This is a genomic window from Streptosporangium amethystogenes (assembly GCF_000721075.1).
GTDB lineage: Bacteria > Actinomycetota > Actinomycetes > Streptosporangiales > Streptosporangiaceae > Streptosporangium > Streptosporangium amethystogenes.
In genome coordinates this window covers 481289-497715 of the sequence record NZ_JOEQ01000004.1, presented here as the reverse complement: position 1 = coordinate 497715, position 16427 = coordinate 481289, and the positions used below count along the sequence as shown (strand labels likewise).

Annotated in this window: 15 protein-coding genes; 8 read left to right on the top strand and 7 right to left on the bottom strand. The window is 67.4% G+C overall.

All coding sequences use genetic code 11. The features are described 5' to 3' along the window. Positions 1 to 74: 74 nt before the first annotated feature. On the bottom strand, positions 75 to 515 hold the full coding sequence (locus IG98_RS0106990; RefSeq protein WP_030907233.1) for an NADH-ubiquinone oxidoreductase-F iron-sulfur binding region domain-containing protein: 441 nt from the start codon (positions 513 to 515) through the stop codon (positions 75 to 77). A gap of 75 nt (positions 516 to 590) precedes the next feature. Here IG98_RS0106990 and IG98_RS0106985 point away from each other — a divergent pair, with 75 nt between their 5' ends. The 3 genes from IG98_RS0106985 to IG98_RS0106975 all read left to right on the top strand — a co-directional run bounded on the left by IG98_RS0106985 (position 591) and on the right by IG98_RS0106975 (position 6771). Beyond that, positions 591 to 1139 carry a sigma-70 family RNA polymerase sigma factor gene (locus IG98_RS0106985; protein WP_245651420.1) on the top strand — a complete coding sequence of 183 codons (549 nt, stop codon included), beginning with the start codon at positions 591 to 593 and terminating at the stop codon, positions 1137 to 1139. Beyond that, positions 1139 to 1342: a zf-HC2 domain-containing protein gene (locus IG98_RS0106980; protein ID WP_030907225.1), complete on the top strand. Its 204-nt coding sequence runs from the start codon at positions 1139 to 1141 to the stop codon at positions 1340 to 1342. The genes IG98_RS0106985 and IG98_RS0106980 overlap by 1 nt, the downstream gene beginning before the upstream one ends. Before the next feature lie 548 nt (positions 1343 to 1890). Continuing rightward, complete coding sequence (locus tag IG98_RS0106975) at positions 1891 to 6771, top strand: NAD-glutamate dehydrogenase (RefSeq protein ID WP_030907222.1); 4881 nt, start codon at positions 1891 to 1893, stop codon at positions 6769 to 6771. Positions 6772 to 6813: 42 nt separating this feature from the next. On the opposite strand, the gene IG98_RS0106970 is transcribed toward IG98_RS0106975, so the two are convergent. Continuing rightward, a complete protein-coding gene (locus tag IG98_RS0106970) occupies positions 6814 to 7920 on the bottom strand; it encodes a DUF8094 domain-containing protein (RefSeq protein ID WP_030907219.1) in 1107 nt (368 codons plus the stop codon). Between the two features lie 65 nt (positions 7921 to 7985). On the opposite strand from IG98_RS0106970, the gene prfB reads away from it, so the two are divergent. Further along, positions 7986 to 9107, top strand: coding sequence for a peptide chain release factor 2 (gene prfB, locus IG98_RS0106965; protein ID WP_030907216.1), 1122 nt, complete (start codon positions 7986 to 7988; stop codon positions 9105 to 9107). Positions 9108 to 9183: 76 nt separating this feature from the next. On the opposite strand, the gene IG98_RS0106960 is transcribed toward prfB, so the two are convergent. Continuing rightward, on the bottom strand, positions 9184 to 9375 hold the full coding sequence (locus IG98_RS0106960; protein ID WP_030907213.1) for a hypothetical protein: 192 nt from the start codon (positions 9373 to 9375) through the stop codon (positions 9184 to 9186). Between the two features lie 236 nt (positions 9376 to 9611). Between IG98_RS0106960 and ftsE the strand changes: the two genes are divergently transcribed. Both ftsE and ftsX read left to right on the top strand, forming a co-directional pair. Next, positions 9612 to 10301, top strand: coding sequence for a cell division ATP-binding protein FtsE (gene ftsE, locus IG98_RS0106955; RefSeq protein WP_012888192.1), 690 nt, complete (start codon positions 9612 to 9614; stop codon positions 10299 to 10301). 31 nt (positions 10302 to 10332) lie between these two features. After that, on the top strand, positions 10333 to 11241 hold the full coding sequence (gene ftsX / locus IG98_RS0106950; protein ID WP_030907207.1) for a permease-like cell division protein FtsX: 909 nt from the start codon (positions 10333 to 10335) through the stop codon (positions 11239 to 11241). 167 nt (positions 11242 to 11408) lie between these two features. On the opposite strand, the gene mpaB is transcribed toward ftsX, so the two are convergent. From mpaB to IG98_RS54755, 4 genes are all read right to left on the bottom strand, one after another. Next, the gene (gene mpaB, locus IG98_RS0106945) at positions 11409 to 12146 is read right to left on the bottom strand and encodes a daptide biosynthesis RiPP recognition protein (RefSeq protein WP_169750085.1); all 738 of its coding nucleotides are present in this window, start codon (positions 12144 to 12146) and stop codon (positions 11409 to 11411) included. Beyond that, the gene (locus IG98_RS44580) at positions 12146 to 12649 is read right to left on the bottom strand and encodes an LLM class flavin-dependent oxidoreductase (RefSeq protein ID WP_051751702.1); all 504 of its coding nucleotides are present in this window, start codon (positions 12647 to 12649) and stop codon (positions 12146 to 12148) included. Before IG98_RS44580 ends, mpaB begins: the two co-directional genes overlap by 1 nt. 625 nt (positions 12650 to 13274) lie before the next feature. After that, positions 13275 to 13433, bottom strand: coding sequence for a hypothetical protein (locus IG98_RS51830; protein ID WP_169750070.1), 159 nt, complete (start codon positions 13431 to 13433; stop codon positions 13275 to 13277). Then, positions 13387 to 13488, bottom strand: coding sequence for a hypothetical protein (locus tag IG98_RS54755; protein ID WP_169750084.1), 102 nt, complete (start codon positions 13486 to 13488; stop codon positions 13387 to 13389). Before IG98_RS54755 ends, IG98_RS51830 begins: the two co-directional genes overlap by 47 nt. A 387-nt stretch (positions 13489 to 13875) precedes the next feature. Here IG98_RS54755 and smpB point away from each other — a divergent pair, with 387 nt between their 5' ends. Next, positions 13876 to 14343, top strand: a complete 468-nt coding sequence (smpB, locus tag IG98_RS0106930) for an SsrA-binding protein SmpB (protein ID WP_030907201.1) — start codon at positions 13876 to 13878, stop codon at positions 14341 to 14343. Further along, positions 14340 to 16229, top strand: coding sequence for a penicillin-binding transpeptidase domain-containing protein (locus IG98_RS0106925; protein WP_030907197.1), 1890 nt, complete (start codon positions 14340 to 14342; stop codon positions 16227 to 16229). The genes smpB and IG98_RS0106925 overlap by 4 nt, the downstream gene beginning before the upstream one ends. Positions 16230 to 16427 lie beyond the last annotated feature (198 nt).

The following is a 16427-nucleotide window of genomic DNA, read 5'->3' as shown; positions in this document are numbered from 1 at the left end:
ACGTTCTCCCCGAGGTTCCGTGTCGACTACCTGATAGGACGACCGCACCCATCACCTGGTTGATCACATTCCCATCACTGTTCGCTCTCCTGCGGGGGCAGGGGGAGCACGCCGTGCACCGGGCGCCCGCAGGTGCCGTGCAGGAGGTGTTCCTCGATGTCGTCGGGGAAGGCCTCCAGCGCGGACAGCACGAACCTGGCCGTACCGTCCGGGTGGAAGCACGCGCCCCTGCCCCTGACGCTCGCCGCCCTGGCGCGCAGTTCGTCCAGGGCGGCGGCGGAGCCGCCCATGAACTCGGCCATCGACCGCGCGACGTCCGGGAGGCCGAGCCGGCACGGACCGCACTGCCCCGACGACTGGTCGGCCAGGTATCCCGCCACCCGGACCCTCTCGCCCAGCGGGCAGGTCTCCCCGCCGAGCGGCGCGATGATCCCGGCGCCGAGCCGGCCACCAGCCTCGGAGATGCCCTGCCGGGAGACGGTCGCCACGGCCGCGGCGTCGCCCGGGGGGTTCACGGAAGTGAGCAGATAGTCAGAAATGACTGGAGTTACGGGAGTTGCAGACGTGACTGATAACGAAGGTGTAAAGATGTGCCCGTGCGTCGTCAACTCGGCAGTCGGTTCGAGAGCACGGACACCGATGTCGTCCTGGTGGAGGACCTGCATCGGGAGTTCGGTGCCCCCTTGCTCCGTCATGTGCGCAAAGCCATCGGTAACGACCTGCAATGGGCGGAGGACGTCGTCCAGGAGACGCTCGTCCGAGCCTGGCGTAACGCAGGGAGGTTGCAACGAGAGCCAGGTCTGCTGTGGGCCTGGCTCCTCACCGTCGCCCGCCGTATCGTCATCGACGGTCGTCGCAGGCGAGGGACCAGACCACAGGAGGTCGAACCCGCCGACGCGAACGCTGTGCCGGTTCCCGACGGAGCCGATCGCGCGCTGGAGGCGATGATCGTCGCCGAGGCGTTGCGAGAACTGTCCCCAGAACACCGTGAAGTCATCGAGCAGACTTACCTACGGGACCGTACGATTAACGAGGCGGCGGAAATCCTCGGGATACCGCCGGGTACGGTCAAGTCCCGGCTCTACTACGGGATCCGGGCTCTCCGAAAGGTTCTGAAGGAGAGAGGTGTCGCGAGCTGATGTTCTCCTCCCCGCATCATGACGTGGCGGCGTACGCCCTCGGGGTGCTCGACGAAGAGGACCATGAGGCGTTCCAACGTCACCTCATGACGTGCGAGGAGTGCCAGATCGAGCTCCGGGAACTGTGCGAGGTGCCCGGATTCCTCGATGGGCTCCGGCGGGACCGCTCCAACTCCATGGACGACGGCCGAATGTCACATTGACGTTTGGCCGGTTTTCGGGTGATATCAGTAACGGTGGTGTGCCCCGGTCAACGAGGATCGAGGCAAAGGGCCACTGGAGGTGTCGTGCCACGGGCCAAGCCCGATGGGCGGAGTGCGGGCCGGACGGCCCCGCCCGCCGGGCGAGGTGCAGGGAGCGAGACCCGACTCGCCCGGCTGCGCCGTCGCCTCGCCGAGGCGACCCTGTGGGATGATTGTCCTACCGCTATCTCCCAGGGAGAGCCCGTCGTCTCCGGCCCGGAGACCTTCCGTTCTCCACGGGCGACGGTGAGAGATCTCGGCTCACATGACGAGCCGAGGCGACCGGCCGAAACCCCACCCACCCGTGACGAGACGGCCACCGTGTGGCGGGCGTTCCGCGCCCCGGGTCTCCGAACGAGGAGCGTGACCGGAAACGGGTGGCCCGAAGAGGGCGCCGCTCAACGGAACGCGGGTGTGGAGACATCACTTTCTCCCTGGCGGGAATCATGAGTTTCAACATGATTCCTTATCAAAATGTGCAAAATCCCTCACAAAGGAGTGAGAGCGACATGCCGCTCGACGAGGCCAAGGACGAGCTGCTGAGGAGTGCCGCCGAGACGTGCGCGCACACACCTGGCAGCGACCACGTGGGCGTGGAGGAGGCGCTCGCCTTTCTGCGGCTCTACTACCGGCATGTCGCCCCGGAGGACCTGCTGAGCCGGAACCCGGTCGATCTGTACGGCCCGGCGATCGCCCAGCGGCAGCTCGCCAGGGAGCGCCCCCAGGGCCGAGCCCTGGTCCGGGCCTACACTCCGAGCCTGGAGGAGCACGGCTGGGACCCCGGGTTCTCCATCGTGGAGATCGTCACCGATGACATGCCCTTCCTCGTCGACTCGGTGACGATGGAGCTCGACCGCCACGACATCGGCACCCACCTGGTCATCCACCCGCAGATGCGGGTGCGCAGGGACATGACCGGCAAGCTGCTCGGCCGCGGCCAGGAGGACGTCACCGGGCAGCTGCTCGCCGAGTCCTGGATGCACTTCGAGATCGACAGGCAGACCGACCCCGCCGTGCTCAGGTCGATAGAGGCCGAACTGCAGCGCGTCCTGGAGGACGTGCGCGGCGCCGTCGAGGACTTCGTCAAGATGCGTGCGCTCGCGCTGCGGACCGCCGAGGACATCTCGGCCAACCCGCCGCCCCTCGATCCCGCCGGGGTGGAGGACAGTCTGGAGCTGATGCGCTGGCTGGCCGACGGGCACTTCACCTTCCTGGGCTACCGCGAATACCGCCTGGAGGAGAGCGAGAAGGGCGACAGGCTGCACCCGATGCCCGGGACCGGGCTAGGCATCCTCCGCAGCGACCGTGCCGACTCCGGCAGCTTCGCCGCGCTCCCTCCCGAGTTGCGCGCCAAGGCCCGCGAGAAACAGCAGATGCTGATCATCACCAAGGCCAACACCCGTGCCACGGTCCACCGGTCCGCCTACCTCGACTACGTGGGCGTCAAGCTCTTCGACGCCTCGGGCGAGGTCGTCGGTGAGCGGCGCTTCCTCGGCCTCTTCACCCACGTGGCCTACAGTGAGTCGATCTCGCGCGTCCCGGTGCTCCGGCGCAAGCTGGCCGAGGTGATCGTGCTCGCCGGCCTGACCGCGGACAGCCACGACGGCAAGGACCTCATCGAGATCCTGGAGACCTTCCCCAGGGACGAGCTCTTCCAGACCTCGGTGGAGCAGCTGCTGCCGATCGCGCTCGGCGTGCTCAGGCTCCGCGAGCGCAAGCAGGTCAAGGTCTTTCTCCGCCCTGACGACTACGGCCGCTACGTCTCGTGCATGATCTACCTCCCGCGCGACCGCTACACCACCAAGATCCGCATCAAGATGCAGGACATCCTGCTCAGGGCGCTCGGCGGCACCTCCTTCGACTACAGCGCGATGATCGGCGAGTCGGCCCTCGCCCGGCTGCACGTGGTCGTGCGCGGTGAGCGCGGCAGGCCGCTGCACGCCGACGCGGTGAACGTCGAGGAGCTGGAGGCGAGGCTGGCCGCCGCCACCAGGTCCTGGGAGGACGACCTGGCCACCGCGATCACCGAGCTGAGCCCCGAGGACGAGGCCCCCGGACTCGTCCGCCGCTACGCCTCGGCGTTCCCCGAGGGGTACAAGGCCGACTTCCCCGCCCGGATGGCGGTCGCCGACCTGCGCCGCCTGGAGGCGTTGGCCAACTCCTCCGACGAGATCGGGATGAACCTCTACGAGCCCTACGACGCCTCGGAGGGAGAGCGTCGCTTCAAGCTCTACCGCCTCGGCGCGCCCGTCTCCCTGTCGAGGGTGTTGCCGCTGCTCCAGCGGATGGGCGTGGAGGTGGTCGACGAGCGGCCCTACGAGATCGACCGCGACAACGACCCGGCGACCAAGGACGCCTGGATCTACGATTTCGGCCTGCGCTACACGCCCTCGCCCGAGGTGGACAGGGACGAGTTCAAGCGGCTCTTCCAGGACGCGTTCGGCGCCCTGTGGGCCGGGCGGGTGGAGAGCGACGGGTTCAACGGGCTGGTCCTGACCGCAGGCCTGACCTGGGAGCAGGCCGAGATCCTGCGCGTCTACGCCAGGTACCTGCGCCAGGCGGGCACCACGTTCAGCCAGCAGTACATCGAGCGGGTGCTGATGGGCAACGTGCGGCTCGCGCGGTTGCTGGTGCGCCTGTTCGAGGCCAGGCTCAACCCCCGGCGCCCGGTGGAGGTCCGCGCGGACCTGGCCGACGCGCTGCACGAGGAGATCCTCGCGGCCCTGGACGAGGTGGCCTCCCTGGACGAGGACCGGATCCTGCGGGCCTACCTGGAGATGATCGGGGCCACCCTGCGGACCAACTACTTCCAGCGGGTCGACGGTGAGCGCAAGCCGTACGTCAGCCTGAAGCTGGACTCGCCGTCGATCAGCGTGCTGCCGCTGCCCCGGCCGAAGTTCGAGGTGTTCGTCTACTCGCCCCGGGTCGAGGGTGTTCACCTGCGGTTCGGCAAGGTCGCGCGAGGTGGGTTGCGCTGGTCGGACCGGATGGAGGACTTCCGCACCGAAGTGCTCGGGCTGGTGAAGGCGCAGATGGTGAAAAACACCGTCATCGTTCCCACTGGCTCCAAGGGTGGCTTTGTCGTCAAAAATCCGCCAAAGTCGGGGTCGCGGGAGGACACCCTGAACGAGGGCATCGCCTGCTACCGGATGTTCATCTCCGGTCTGCTCGACCTCACGGACAACCTCGTCGACGGCCAGGTCGTCCCGCCCGCCGACGTGGTCAGGCACGACGAGGACGACACCTACCTGGTGGTCGCCGCGGACAAGGGCACCGCGACCTTCTCCGACATCGCCAACGCCGTGTCCAAGGAGTACGGCTTCTGGCTGGGTGACGCCTTCGCCTCCGGCGGCTCGATCGGCTACGACCACAAGGCCATGGGCATCACCGCCCGAGGCGCCTGGGAGTCGGTCAAGTACCACTTCCGCACGACCGGTGTCGACATCCAGAACACCGACTTCACCGTGGCCGGAATCGGCGACATGTCCGGCGACGTGTTCGGTAACGGCATGCTGCTCTCCCAGCACATCCGGCTGGTCGCGGCGTTCGACCACCGGCACGTCTTCGTCGACCCCCACCCGGACGTCGCCCGGAGCCACGCCGAGCGCGCCCGGCTGTTCGCGCTGCCCCGCAGCTCATGGGCCGACTACGACGCCTCGCTCATCTCCGCCGGAGGCGGCGTCTGGCCCCGTACGGCCAAGTCGATCCCGGTCTCCGCGCAGATGCGCACCGCGCTCGGCCTCGACGACGACGTGACGTCGCTGGCCCCGGCCGACCTGATCAGCGCCATCCTGCGGGCACCGGTCGACCTGCTGTGGAACGGCGGCATCGGCACCTACGTCAGGGCGTCGAGCGAGTCCAACGCCGACGTCGGCGACAAGGCCAACGACGGCCTGCGGGTCACCGCCGCCGAGCTGCGCTGCAGGGTGATCGGCGAGGGCGGCAACCTGGGCTTCACCCAGCTCGCCCGGATAGAGTTCGCGCTCAACGGCGGGCTGATCAACACCGACTTCATCGACAACTCCGCCGGTGTGGACACCTCCGACCACGAGGTCAACATCAAGATCCTCCTGGACCGGGCGATCCGGGAGGGGGAGCTCACCGATAAGCGGCGCAACCAGCTCTTCCTGGACATGACCGACGAGGTGGCCCAGCTGGTCCTGCGTGACAACTACGACCAGAACGTGGTGCTGGCCGCCGCCCGCGAGCAGGCGACCGACATGCTGCACATCCACTCACGCCAGCTGCGCAAGCTGGAGCGGGCCGGCCTGCTCAACCGGGAGCTGGAGTTCCTGCCGTCGGACAAGACGCTCGCCGAGCGCCGCCAGGCCGGGATCGGGCTCACCGCCCCGGAGTTCTCGGTGCTGCTGGCCTACACCAAGCTGGTGACCGACGCCGAGATCCTCGCCTCCGACCTGCCGGACGACCCCTACCTGACGTCCTGGCTGGTGTCCTACTTCCCTTCGGCGCTGCGTGACGGGGAGGTGCGCGCCCACATGGACACCCACCCGCTCCGGAGGGAGATCATCACCACCGGGGTGGTGAACGACCTGGTCAACTCCAGCGGGACCACCTTCATGTTCCGCCTCGGCGAGGAGAGCGGCGCGTCCACTCCCGACATCGCCCGCGCCTACCTGGTGACGCGCGAGGTCTTCGACCTGCCCAGCCTCTGGCGCCAGATCGAGGAACTGGACAACAAGGTCGACACCTCCGCCCAGATCGCCATGGAGCTGGAGGCCCGCAAGCTCGTCGAGCGGGGCACCAGGTGGCTGCTGGGCAACCGGCGCCCGCCGCTGGACCTGGCCTCCACGGTCGACTTCTTCGGCAAGGGCATGAACGGCCTGCTGCCGCACCTGCCCAAGCTGCTGACCGGGACCGATCTGGTCGCGTTCGAGGAGCGGCGCGACGGTTTCGTCTCCCGGGGCGTCCCCGCCGAGCTGGCCGAGCGCGTCGCCGCGATGGTGCCCGCCTACTCCACGTTCGATCTGGTCGAGGTGGCCGCACGCACCGACAGGCCGGTGCACGACGTCGCCGAGGTCTACTTCGACCTCGCCGACCGGCTTCAGCTCTCCAGGCTGCGCGAGCGCGTCATCGCGCTGCCCAGGGACAGCCGCTGGAACTCCATGGCGCGGGCCGCGCTCCGCGACGACCTCTACGCCGCGCACGCGACGCTCACCCACAACGTCCTGGTGCACAGCGCGCCGGGGCTGTCGCCCGAGGAGCGCCTGGCGCGCTGGGCCGAGGCCAACTCGGCCGCGGTCTCGCGGGCGAAGCAGACCCTGTCGGAGATCTGGGAGAGCGACAACTTCGACCTCGCGACCCTGTCGGTGGCGCTGCGCGCGATCCGCACGCTGGCGGCCACCGTCAACCTCCCGCACGCCGAGGCGTGAGCCGCCCGCCCGGGTCCCTCGCGGGGGACCCGGGCGGACCGGTCAGCTCACGATGACCTTCGTGAGGCCGCCCAGGTAGCCGATGACCCTGGCGGGCCGGCCGCTGTCCTTGGCCGGGACCGTGCTCACGTACAGCTGCGTCTCCACGGTGCGCAGTTCCTCACGGATGAAGCTCTCGGTCGTCAGCTTCCTGGCGTCCGGCGGGATACGGGCGTCCGACGCGCACGGATCGATCTTGACGCTTCTGGTCGTCGTCCTGATCAGTGAGTAGACGACCAGCGCGCCGCCGTCGGCGGTGCGCAACGCGTGCACCGGATAGCTGCTCGCGGCGAAGATCGAGTCGTAGCCCAGGCACGCGCTCTTCCCGTCCGTGCGCCGCTTCGCGATCTCGTCGGCGAAGCCGGTCGTGTGCGGGCTCTTCTCGATCAGCCCGGCCGCGAACCCGCGCTCGCCCTCCTCGGCCGAGGTCGCGTGCAGCGGGGCCATGAGCCGCGGGCTGATCGCCACGGTCGCGTCCTCCTCGCCCAGCGCCGTCGCGTACCCGTCGGCGTCCTTGGCGACCTCGGGGGGCCTGACGCCCTCGTCGAGCAACGAGGTCGAGCTGAGCCGCCAGTCCTCCCCACCCTGTCGGATGAGGGTCAGCACGGCGGTACGGACCTTGCCGGAGGGCTCCCGGCGGTCCACGATCGCGGTGAACCAGCGGGGTCCCTCCTGCACGCGCGGGACCAGCAGCTCGGGGGTGCCCCAGGTGTACGGGGGAAGCGCCTCGACGGAGCCGCTGAAGGCCGCCGCGGTGAGGGCCTGCTGTCCGTCGCGGGTCTGCTCCAGCATGAGCCTGCGGTCGACGTCCAGCTGCGGTGTCGCCGCGCCCAGCACCCCGTCGGCGCCCAGGAGGCCGGCCAGGGCCTTCGCGGCCTCGTCGAGCGTGACCGGAGGTGCCGGGAGCGACGGCGTCGTCGTGGGGCGGGCGGCCGAGGTGTCACCGGCCGGAGATCCCGACGGGCTCCGCCCCGGCCGCGCGTCACCGGAGACGGAACGGGAATCGGAACACCCCGAGGTCGCGGCGACCAGCGCCAGCGCGAGCGCGAGCACGCCCCTGCGCCTGTGTCCGCGCACGTCCACCTCCCGATGCTCCCCGATGCGGGCCATGCTAGCCATGGTGGGGGAGAGTCCCGTACACGATCGGGTGCGAAGGTCGCGTACCCTTTACAGACGTGGCACTCATCGATCCGGCAGAACAGATCAACGAGCTTACCGGGACGCTGAACAGCATCCAGGACGTGCTCGACCTCGGCGCGATTCGCAAGCAGATCGAGGAGCTGGAGGATCAGGCCGCCGCGCCGGACCTGTGGAACGACCAGGAACGCGCACAGAAGGTCACCAGCAAGCTCTCCTACCTCCAGGGCGAGGTCAACAGGGTCGAGTCGCTGGTGCGGCGGCTTGAGGACCTCTCCGTGCTGTACGAGCTGGCCGCCTCCGAGGACGACGAGGACACCCAGCAGGAGGCCGAGCGCGAGCTGGCGTCCCTGAAGAGCGACATCGGCGCGCTGGAGGTCCGCACCCTGCTGTCCGGCGAGTACGACGCCCGCGAGGCGGTCGTCACCATCCAGTCCCAGGCCGGTGGCGTGGACGCCGCCGACTGGGCCCAGATGCTCCAGCGGATGTACCTGCGCTGGGCCGAGCGCAGGGGCTACCCGACGGACGTCTACGAGACCTCCTACGCGGAGGAGGCCGGGATCAAGTCGACGACCTTCACGGTCAAGGCGCCGTACGCGTACGGCACCCTCCGTGGCGAGCACGGCACGCACCGCCTGGTCCGGATCAGCCCGTTCGACAACCAGGGCCGCCGCCAGACCTCCTTCGCGGGCGTCGACGTGGTGCCGGTCGTCGAGACGACGGACCACATCGACATCAACGAGGACGACCTGCGCGTCGACGTCTACCGCTCCTCGGGCCCCGGCGGCCAGGGCGTCAACACGACCGACTCCGCGGTCCGGCTGACCCACCTGCCCACCGGCATCGTGGTCTCCTGCCAGAACGAGCGCTCGCAGCTGCAGAACAAGGCGACCGCGATGGCGGTCCTGCAGTCCAAGCTGCTGGAGCGCAAGCGGCAGGAGGAGGCGGCGGCGCTGAACGAGATCCGGGGCGAGTCGACCACGTCGTGGGGCACCCAGATCCGTAACTACGTGCTGCACCCCTACCAGATCGTCAAGGACCTGCGGACGGGCGCCGAGGCGGGCAACCCGAGCGCGGTGCTCGACGGGGACCTGGACGGCTTCATCGAGGCCGAGATCCGCTGGACCCGCCGCCAGGAGGCGGGCGTCGAGGGCGGGTAGGCCGCGTCCGCGCCTCACGGGCGCCTCGGACGTCCGTGAGCCGTGTCTTCCCGTCCTTTGCCCCGCAGGGGCGCCGTCAGGCCCCGCTGAGGTGTCTCAGGGCCAGGGTGAGGAAGAGGAGCGCGATCAGCACCAGCGCGATGAACGCGGGGGTCATGCCGCCGAACGGGCCGTGGTGGTGTTGAGCGCGGTATGCGCGGCAGCGGGGGCAGCGGCCCTCGGCCACGGGGTGAGCGCACCCCGCGCAGACCAGGTCTTCACAGCTCATGCCGTCCTCCCTCTTCGAGGTCAGAACCACTTTATCCGGTCGTTACCGGGCGCCGAATCGTTTTGTTTCCGTTATGGACGTTCCATGCCAGTCTTCCCCCTAGACTGGGCACCGGCCAACCGGAACGTCGATCAAGCGCAAATGACCGGCGCCCCCCGACCGGCGAGAGGTGGAAGTGGCCCTCTGCCACTCCTGCGACCGTCCTACCCCCTAGACTGGCATGCCGTGATGCGCCCGTGATCCATTTTGATAATGTCACCAAGGTCTACGCGAACCAGAACCGGCCCGCGTTGGACCACGTCAGCGTCGATGTCGACAAGGGCGAGTTCGTGTTCCTGGTCGGCCCCTCGGGGTCCGGGAAATCGACCTTTCTCCGCCTGGTCCTGAAGGAGGAGCGCCCCAACTCGGGCGCGATCCACGTGGCCGGCAAGGACCTCGCCCGACTGTCCAACTTCAAGATCCCGCACCTGCGCCGCCGGATCGGCTGTGTCTTCCAGGACTTCCGGCTGCTCCCGAACAAGAACGTGTATGAAAATGTCGCGTTCGCTCTGGAGGTGATCGGCAAGCCACGGCGTTTCATCCGTAAGGTGGTCCCCGAGGTCGTCGAGCTCGTCGGCCTTGAAGGCAAGGCACACCGGATGCCCGACGAGCTGTCCGGTGGCGAGCAGCAGCGGGTCGCGATGGCCCGGGCGTTCGTCAACCGGCCGATGATCCTGCTGGCCGACGAGCCGACCGGAAACATCGACCCTGCGACGAGCATCGGCATCATGAAGGTGCTCGACCGGATCAACCGGACCGGCACCACTGTCGTCATGGCCACGCACGACGCGGCCATCGTCGACTCCATGCGCAAGCGGGTGGTGGAACTGGAGGACGGCAAGATCGTCCGTGACCAGTCGCGGGGCGTGTACGGCCAGGCGTACTGACACCAGGACCGGAAAGAGCGACAGGAAGAGCATGCGGGCAAACTTCATCTTCTCCGAGGTCTGGATCGGCCTCCGCCGCAACCTCACGATGACCATCGCGGTCATCGTGACCGTGGCGATCGGCATGGCGTTGCTGGGCGTCGGTCTGATGATCAACTCCCAGATCTCCAGCATGAAGGACTTCTGGGCGGACAAGGTCGAGGTCTCGGTCTTCCTGTGCAAGAAGAACGACCCCTTCCCGCAGTGCAAGGGCAGCGGTGGCGTCAACGCCCAGGAGCAGGCCGAGCTGAAGGCGACCATCGAGGCCATGCCTCAGGTCCAGCAGGTCACCGTGGAGAACGCGGCCGAAGCCTACAAGAACTTCCGGAACCAGAACGCCAACAACACCGTGCTGCTCTCGGCCATCCAGGTCGAGGACATGCCGGAGTCGCTGCGGGTCAAGCTCAAGGACCCGGAGGCCTACGGGCCGGTGATCGAGGCGGTCAAGGGTGCCCCGGGCGTCTCCAACGTGGTCAACCAGAAGGAGCTCCTGGAGAAGTTCTTCGGGCTGCTGGAGAAGCTCCGCTGGTCGGCGATGACAGTGGCGATCATCCTGGTGTTCGCCACCTTCCTACTGATCGGTAACACCGTCAGGCTCTCCGCGTTCAGCCGCAGGCGTGAGACCGGCATCATGCGCCTGGTGGGTGCCTCGAACCTCTACATCCAGCTCCCGTTCGTGATGGAGGGCGTCATCGCCGGCCTGCTCGGCGGCGTGGTGGCCGCGGTGATGCTGATCATCAGCAAGGTCTTCCTCTTCGACGGGGTGCAGCTCTACCTCTCTCCCAACAGCCAGCTCTCCTGGGAGACCGTCGCCTCGGTGATCAGTGTCACCATGGTCTTCGGCGTGCTCATCTGTGTGCTGGCCTCGTTCTTCACGCTCCGCCGCCACCTGCGTGTGTGATGTCTCAATGAGGATGTGACCGGTCGGCCGAGGCTCGTTGACCTGTGACGCCATCGACGGTTGTGGAGTGTGGACTCCGAGGCGGAGGCTCCACAACCTCTGGGCAATCATGGTTGTTGTCGAGGCGGCGACGATCTGGGGTGATGCGGTCGGCCCGAGGCGCGGCCTCAGTTTGTTTTCCGAGCCTCGGAACCGGCCGCATGACGTTCGTCATATCCGGGCCTCGCTACGTTCTGCCCGGTGGTCAGCCTGGGGAGGCCGTACTCCATATCCGAGATTGACGGACCACCGGTGGACGTCACGCGTCCGCGGGCGCGGCTTTCGTCCTCAAGTTCGGCGAGGCCGTCACCGACGGTGCCGATCCGCTGGCCTGCGGGAGAAATGGACACCTCTCCTTCGAGGTTCACATGCAGTCTCAGCCGGGGGCCGTCGATCACCGGCCCCGCACCCAGTCCGGGGACATCGGCAAACCGGACGGCTGAGGCCACGGCGAAGCCGGGGAGGACCCTCTCCTGTCTGGCCCGGTCGGCGTCCTCCAAAAATCGCGCGAAATCAGCTTCGTCAACGACCCGGATCAGGGTCGGACCGAGTAGCGACATGAACTCGCTTGTCGCGTAATCCTGGATCTGCAGAAAGAAATCGTCACCGATTGAGACTTCGGTGCCCGGCTCGCTCATCGAGCCCTCGTAGGCCACGATATTCAAATCGTCCGCGTGCACCTCGTATTCCCGAGCGAAGAGCAGGGAGGAGGCACCGGCGAGGTCGGAGCCGAGGACTGCTTCGAGGTGAGCGGGATCCTCCAACACAATCGTTGGCGCCGCTATCTCGCCCTGCCCTGTTCCCCAGGACGTCAGCCGCTGACGCATCCGGGTGGTTCCTGTCGGGCTCATGTTTCCGTTCTTCATCAGGCAACCTCAGCCAGGATGGTCTTGAGGTCGGTCAGCGTGGCCTGTGGTCCACAGAGCTGATAGACACCGGTCAAATTGAGGACGATCTCGTCGACTCCGGCGTCGGTATACTCCGCCATTTGCTCGGTTATCCGGTCGATGTCACCGCTTAGGAAAGCACCACCGTCCACCAGCGCTTTGGCTGCTATCAGCGGGTCGTCTCCGGTGACATCGACTCCCGCTCTGCTCAATATGTCAATGTAGTGCGCCGCTTTTATATGCGCAGCGTTGCTGGCCAGTGCCAGTTCCGCGGGCTCGCGCTCGGGTCGGCTGAGTGCCATGGGCACGATCACGGTCACTTTGGGCATCTGGCGGCGGGCCTGCTCGGCGCCCTCCCGCAGGGCGGGGATCACAGTGTCCCTGATGTAGGAGGCTGGAGTCAGCCACATGATGGCGACATCGGCTGTCTCACCGGCGAGCCTGGCCATCCCGGGGGGCAGGGCGCCCAGGCCGATCCGCACGTCCGGAGCCGGATAAGGGTGACGCCCAGCCCGATTGGCACTCGAAATCCGGCGCCGGTCGCGTAGACAAATCCTTGATGCGGCTCGACCAGCATCGACTGGCCTTGCCGCAGTCGATCCGCATTACTCCAGTTCACCAGCGCGGCGTATGGCAGTAACTGTTCCGGTCTCCGAGGGGCGAATGGAGTAAGTATCGAGTACAAGGTCAAGCAAGACTCTAGAGTGCAAAAGACAAGGTCGGGCAGCGTGGATCACCATACGAAAGGGGCTGCCGAAACCCTATTTGCCCCCTGGTGCTGTCATTTGTTTTGACAACATAGAGAATCACTCATTTTGTGAGATGTCAAGGCATTCAGTCGGCGCTTTAAATCTGCTCTGCGGGCAGTTTTTTACTTAAGTGCATTCTGGCGCTAAGTGATCGTGGTGTGTGATCATCTTGAGGTCTTGGGAAAGTGGTGTCGGCGAATCCGATTTCCGGCCCGAAGCTTAGGGGTAATAAAGTGTGACCGAAAGTGAGTGGTGCGGGTAGCCGGTGAACGAGGCGATCTCAGCGAGAACAAGCCAAGCGCCTTTGGTGGTCTGCCGCCAAGCGTCATCGACACGTACCGAGCATGAAAGCCAGAGGTTACGCCGGGTCGGGGATCATCGGTCCGGTCTCGGCGATGAAGCCGTTCGGGAGGTTCTGCCCGGACTCATCGGCGAAGACGAGCCGGGAGCCCCAGATCGCCCAGGTGCTTTCAAGGCGGGCAGCACCGTCGCCTCCGGCTGGAGATCTCCTCGTCATCGCGCTGGACCGCCCGATGCACCGGCACCTGGAACGACCATCCCAGACTCTCCATCAGGTAGGCCACCCCGCGCGGGGTTGGAACCTCTCGGCGATCAGGGCGGCGATGCGCGTGCCCGTCCAGCGCCGACCGTCCTATCCGCGCGCGCCCTCGTCCAAGAACGTCTCCAGCCGGGCGCACACCCACGAAGCAAGGTGCGCGTCGATCATGGGTCGACGGCGGAATCCTGTCCGGCGCGACACCTCCGGCGAAGGATGCCGCCATGTGGATCAGCAAGCTCAAGGCCGAGGGAATGGCGATTTGGTGATATATGCCTTGAAGCCCTCGTTGTCATGATGTGTGCGGGTTCTCTCTGCCGATCCATGGATTTGCCCGGGCGCCGGCGGGGTTCTGGGGGAGCGGTTGGAAAGCATGCAGGCCCAACGCCGGTAGGCTCAAGACATGCCACGTGAGACCGGGCGGAAGGTAATAGCCCAGAACAAGCGTGCCTGGCACGACTACCACATCGAGGACACCTACGAGGCTGGTCTTGTGCTCCAGGGCACGGAGGTCAAATCGCTGCGGCTCGGCCGCGCCTCCCTCCTCGACGGGTACGCCGTCATCAAGGACGGCGAGGCCTGGTTGATCAACGTCCACATCCCCGAATACACCATGGGTACCTGGACCAACCACGCCGCGCGCCGCACCCGCAAGCTCCTGCTGCACCGCAAGGAGATCGCCAAGCTGGTCGCCAAGACCAAGGAGGGCGGTCTGACCCTGGTGCCGCTCGCCATCTACTTCAAGGACGGCAGGGCCAAGATCGAGATCGGCCTCGCCAAGGGAAAGAAGGACTGGGACAAGCGGCAGACACTGGCCGAGAACCAGGCCAAGCGGGAGATGGCACGCGCGCTCAGGCACAGGAACAGATGACGGTGAGAGGAAGGGCCAGGCGTGCCGCCTCCGCGGTGCTCGCGCTGGCGGTGACGGCTCCCATGCTGTCCGCCTGCTTCGAGGAGCCCTCGGCCCACGAGGCGGTGCGCGACTTCCTGATCGGCTGGCAGACGGGCGACTACGCCGCGGCGGCCAGGCGCACCGACGGCGATGAGAAGGTTGTCAGCAAGGCGCTCGAAGACGCCAAACTCCAGCTCGACGCGGCCTCGTTCCGCTTCGACGTCAAGAGCATGCGGCGCGCCGCGGACGAGGTCGAAGCCGACTTCGACGCCGAGGTCGACCTGGGAGAGAACAACCCCCTGTGGGAGTACGAGGGCAAGCTCCCGCTCCATCTGGTCGACGGCAGCTGGAAGGTGCGCTGGTCGCCCAGCGTGCTCCACCCCCAGTTGCGCGAGGGGCAGCGGTTCGCCGTGAAGGTCACCCCCGAGGGGCGCCAGCCGATCCTCGACCGCAACCGCGACCCGCTGCAGGAGAAGGCCATCCTGCACGTGGCGAGCGTGATTCCGGCCAATCTGAAGAACGACGAGGCGGACAGGCTCTGCCAGCGGCTCTCCAAGATCACTGGCTTTCCGCATGACCGTCTGCTGAGCCGGATCCGTTCCGCCCAGCCCAACCTCCAGGTCCCGCTGGTCACCTTCGGCCGTACGAAGTTCGGGCAGCTCAGCGCCCAGTTGGAGGCGATCCCCGGCATCATCCTCTCCGAGCAGGAGCAGTCGGTCGCCCCCGCCTCGCCCACCCAGATCGTCGGCACCGTCACCGCCGTCACCCCCGAGACCGAGCAGCAGCTCGGCGGCCCGCAGCGGGCCGGGGACACGGTCGGCAGGGCCGGCCTGCAGAAGGCATACCAGGAGCACCTGACCGGCTCGACCGACACCCGGGTGATCACTGTCGATCTCAAGACGCTCAAGGTGACCGAGCTCAAGAAGTGGCGGCCCGACCGTTCCACCTCACCGGTGCAGACCACGCTCGACCGCACCCACCAGAAGGCCGCCGACAGCGCGCTGCTGGGCGGGTCCGGCATGCTGGTGGCGGTTCAGGCCTCGACCGGCGACATTCTTGCAGTGTCCAGCACCAGCGAGTACAACCAGGAGAAGCACGCTCTCGCCGGGAGGTTCCCGGCGGGGACCGCGTTCTCCATCATGTCCGTCGAGGGCATGCTCAAGGCCCGGATCAGCCCCAAACAGAAACTGGCCTGCCCCGCGGACAGGACCGTCGGTGGTGTCGCGTTCCATCAGGATGGCGCGCCCGTCGGGGTGACGCCGACCCTTCAGGCCAACTTCGCCACCGGTTGCGTGACCGCGCTCGCCTCGCTGGCCCGCAGGATCGACGGCTCCGAACTGACGTCCGCCGCCGCGAAGTTCGGCATCGGGGCGCCCTGGGCCCTGCCGCTGAAGGGGTTCAGCGGTTCCATGAGGCCGCTCAAGAACGACGCCGCCACGGCGAAGGCACTCGCCGGGCAGAACGTGCTGGTCAGCCCGCTCTCCATGGCACTGGTCGCCGGGGCGGTCGCCTCGGGCACCTGGCGTCCGCCGGTCCTGGTCACCGACCCCCGGACCGCCGATCCCACGACGGAGACCGAGCCTTACAAGGCGCCCGATCCGATCAAACTGGACGACAAGACCGTCGGCATGCTCCGCACCTTCATGCGCAGTGGCGTGACCGCGGGCTCGGCACGTGCCGCCGCGGCTCCCGGTGACCCCGTCCACGGCATCACGGCCGCCGCCTCGCAGAACCGCAAGCCGCTCGCCTGGTTCGTCGGATGGCAGGGAGACGTGGCCGTCGCCGTGCTGATGCAGAGCCCCGACTCCGGGGCAGGGGCGGCCGTCGCGGGACGGTTCTTCCAGGGGCTCCACGCAGGGCTGTGACCTCCCGGAATATTCTTTTCACCCTGAGCAACCGCAGGGCGCCTCGTCTGCGTCCTTCTAAATGACCGGGCGCCGATCGGGGGGTTTCGGGCTCGGTCGCTGTGATGAGATCAGGGCCTCATCTCGGGGGAGGCCCTGCCCGTCAGGACCGGCTCGACCCTGCCGGTCGGCCCCGGGGACGCACGCGATTCGCGGGCG